Here is a 3601-nt window from a genome sequence, read left to right as displayed (position 1 = left end):
GGTTTAATGCACCGGTCTTGAAAACCGGCGTAGGTTAATAGCCTACCGAGAGTTCGAATCTCTCTCCCTCCGCCACTACGTTTTATTCCTCTTTTAGACATCTGTAGTTTTTTTTCTACCTAATTTCAAAGCTACATAGCTAAGCTAAATTTTAAGTTTGCAGTTATCTTGCTTTCTGGCACACTTAACCAATAGCACATTGCAGCCTGTTTATTTTTTAGTGCTGTTTGAAAATGATCTCTAGCTGGCGATAAGCAGCTATTATTATAATTCTAAGCTTCAGAACGGCCCGTAAACGCCGCTGGAGCACACCAGTATAACGGAGAAGCCAAGTTGATTAACGTGTTGTTAGTTGATGATCACGAGCTTGTACGAACTGGGATTAGTCGCATACTAATGGATGAGCGTGGTATCAAGGTGATAGGCGAAGCCAATTCCGGTGAAGAAGCCTTACAGTTTTGCCGCCAGCATGAGCCTGACGTAGTACTAATGGATATGAATATGCCGGGTATGGGCGGTATAACCGCCACCAAGCGTATTTTGCATTACTGTCCAGACATTAAAATTCTGGGACTGTCAATTTCCTGCGAAGAACCCGTACCAACTAAAGTAATGCAGTTAGGTGCCTCTGGTTTTATTTCGAAAAACTCTGCGCCCAAAGACATGATTATGGCCATTAAAAAGGTTTATTCGGGTGTGCGGCATATTTCGGATGAAGTGGCGCAAAAAATGGCATTGGCTAAGGTTAATAATCAACAAGCGAATCCGTTTGAGGGTTTATCGGACCGGGAGTTACAGATTATGCTGATGATTACCCAAGGCCAAAAAGTCACTGATATTGCCGAACAACTCAATGTTAGCGCCAAAACTGTCAATTCTTATCGTTACCGCATGTTTGAAAAATTATCAATAAGCGGTGACGTAGAGCTGACACATATGGCGTTGCGGCACGGTATGATTGATATCGCTAAGATTGCGCAATAAGTTTGTGCAGACAAATTGTAGGTGTCTGATGTCGTCTTTAATAGTGATATTTAAAAAACAACATGTTTGATGCGAAAACTTTTTTGGCGACGGTGCCGCAGCAACCCGGTGTATACCGGATGTTTAACCAGGCTTGCACTGTTATTTATGTAGGTAAAGCCAAAGATTTAAAAAAACGCTTAAGCAGTTATTTCCGGGTACAGGTAGATAGCATTAAAACCCGGGCCTTGGTGGGTCAAATTGCCAGCGTGGAATATATTCTAACGCACAGCGAAACCGAAGCGCTGATCCTGGAAAATAACTTAATTAAGCAACATCTGCCGAAATACAATGTATTGTTGCGTGATGATAAATCCTATCCTTATATTTTAATTTCAGGCCATAAACACCCTAGAATTAGCTCACATCGTGGGCCGCGTAAAGTCGTAGGGCAGTATTTTGGGCCTTATCCTAATGCTGGCGCGGTGTGGCAAAGCTTAAAAACCCTGCAAAAGATCTTTCCTATTCGCCAATGCGAAGATGGTTTCTACCGGGCTCGCACCCGACCGTGCCTACAATACCAATTAAAATTGTGTAGTGCGCCCTGTGTGGGGAAGATTTCCGATGAGGATTACGCCGAGCAAGTAAGGCTAGCCGCGTTGTTTTTATCCGGTAAAAACCAGCAAGTTATTGATGATCTGGTACAAAAAATGGCAGCCGCCAGCGACAGCTGGCAGTTTGAAGCCGCTGCGACCTATCGCGATCAAATTAGTGCACTGCGTCGGGTGCAAGAGCAGCAGCATGTCAGTGGTGATCATGAAGAGCTGGATGCCATAGGTTTTAGCTTGCAAGGGCAGACGGCGGTAGTGCATGTGCTCTTTATTCGCGATCGGAAGATTTTGGGCAGTAAATCCTTCTATCCCAAGGTACCGGTAGATACTGACGCTAGCGAAGTCTTGTCGGCCTTTGTACTGCAGTTTTATTTAAGTGGGCATAGCGATCAGCATATTCCAACCGAAATAGTGTTACCACAGCCTCTAAATGACGAAGAAGCGGTAGCGTCGGCTATTAGCAAGATGGCCGAGCACAAAGTACGCTTTACCTATGCCAAGCGCGGCGAAAAAGCCCAATATTTAGCGTTGGCACAAAAAAATGCCGAAATAGCGCTGGATAGCCGGCAATCTCTGGCGCAAAAAATGCGTTTACGTTATCAATCCTTACAACAGCTATTGACGCTAACTGAGCCAGTAGCCCGTATGGAGTGTTTTGATATCAGCCATACCATGGGGCAGGCAACTATCGCCTCTTGCGTGGTGTTTGACGGCGAAGGGCCTTTTAAGCAGGAGTATCGCCGTTACAACATTACTGGCATTACCGGCGGCGATGACTACGCCGCTATGCGTTTTGCGCTAGACAAGCGTTATAGCAAGCTTACCGATACCAGCAAGATCCCGGATATTGTGTTTATCGATGGCGGCTTGGGCCAGCTTAATATTGCTTTAGAGCAATTTAAAGATTGGCCGCACGCCAAAAAGCCACTGCTGATTGGTGTAGCAAAAGGCGAAGGCCGTAAAGCGGGGCTGGAAACGTTAATTTTGTGGGACAGCGGCAAAAGCTTAAATTTACCGGAAGATACGCCAGCGCTGCATCTTATTCAGCAAATTCGGGACGAGGCACACCGTTTTGCGATTACCGGGCATCGTAATAAAAGAGGCAAGGCATTGTTGAAAAGCCCACTGGAAAATATTGCCGGGGTGGGGGAAAAGCGCCGGCAAGCCTTATTGCAATATTTAGGTGGCTTACAAGGCGTCATGAAAGCCTCGGTAACGGAGCTATGCTCGGTGCCCGGAATTTCAAAACAACAGGCAGAAAAGATTTACCAAGCCTGCCATAACAAGTAGCATAGCAGCCATTAAGTGTGTGAGACCCTTTTATGTGGAATATTCCAAACCTGTTAACCGTGTTTCGGTTGTTACTGATCCCGGTATTTATTTACTGTTTTTACTCCGGCTTGGAAAATGCACGTTTTTGGTCAGCGCTGGTGTTCTGTCTGGCCGCCGTAACGGATGCGTTAGACGGTTATCTGGCGCGTAAGCTGGAGCAGTCTACGCCTTTTGGCGCCTTCCTTGATCCTGTTGCCGATAAAGTGATGGTAGCTACTGCGCTAGTGCTGATAGCGGTAGAGATCCAAACGCTTTGGGTGATTATTCCGGCTATTATTATGATTAGCCGTGAAATCGTGATCTCTGCGCTGCGCGAGTGGATGGCCGGGCTGGGTAAAAGAGCCAATGTTGCGGTATCTAACCTGGGCAAGTATAAGACTATTGCGCAAATGCTGGCGCTAATCGGCCTGATTTGGCAGCCCCAGTTTAGTTTGTTGGCCTGGTTTACCCCAGTGGGGATGGTGCTGCTTTATATTGCTACTGTGTTGACCCTATGGTCTATGTATGAGTATTTACGGGCAGCCTGGGTAGACTTAGCCAGCCATTAGCGGGGTTACTTGGGTATAAACACAGCAAGTAAGTTACTTTTTAAGCAAACAGTCATAAAACTAAAAATTTAATATTGACGGATTTAATTAAAACAGTAGAATGCGTCACGTGTTAAGGCAGTTGACTGATTGAAAGGTCAAAGCAAC

At 45.7% G+C, this 3601-nt stretch carries 3 protein-coding genes; all 3 read left to right on the top strand.

Features of this window, described 5'->3' with window-relative positions; genetic code table 11:
* The first annotated feature begins 333 nt into the window (after nt 1–333).
* The 3 genes from uvrY to pgsA all read left to right on the top strand — a co-directional run bounded on the left by uvrY (nt 334) and on the right by pgsA (nt 3454).
* Nucleotides 334–984 carry a UvrY/SirA/GacA family response regulator transcription factor gene (gene uvrY, locus IE163_RS07115; protein WP_189431720.1) on the top strand — a complete coding sequence of 217 codons (651 nt, stop codon included), beginning with the start codon at nt 334–336 and terminating at the stop codon, nt 982–984.
* Between the two features lie 62 nt (nt 985–1046).
* The gene (uvrC, locus tag IE163_RS07110; protein ID WP_189431718.1) at nt 1047–2864 is read left to right on the top strand and encodes an excinuclease ABC subunit UvrC; all 1818 of its coding nucleotides are present in this window, start codon (nt 1047–1049) and stop codon (nt 2862–2864) included.
* Between the two features lie 32 nt (nt 2865–2896).
* Complete coding sequence (pgsA, locus tag IE163_RS07105) at nt 2897–3454, top strand: CDP-diacylglycerol--glycerol-3-phosphate 3-phosphatidyltransferase (protein WP_189431716.1); 558 nt, start codon at nt 2897–2899, stop codon at nt 3452–3454.
* Nucleotides 3455–3601: the final 147 nt, after the last annotated feature.

It is taken from the genome of Alishewanella longhuensis (assembly GCF_014653435.1).
Classification (GTDB): Bacteria; Pseudomonadota; Gammaproteobacteria; order Enterobacterales; family Alteromonadaceae; genus Alishewanella; species Alishewanella longhuensis.
This window is presented reverse-complemented; position numbering and strand designations above follow the sequence as displayed.

Bases quoted from the DNA above. Each gene is read 5' to 3' on its own strand.
- uvrC (WP_189431718.1), top strand. From the start codon at position 1,047: ATGTTTGATGCGAAAACTTTTTTGGCGACGGTGCCGCAGCAACCCGGT.
- pgsA (WP_189431716.1), top strand. From the start codon at position 2,897: ATGTGGAATATTCCAAACCTGTTAACCGTGTTTCGGTTGTTACTGATC.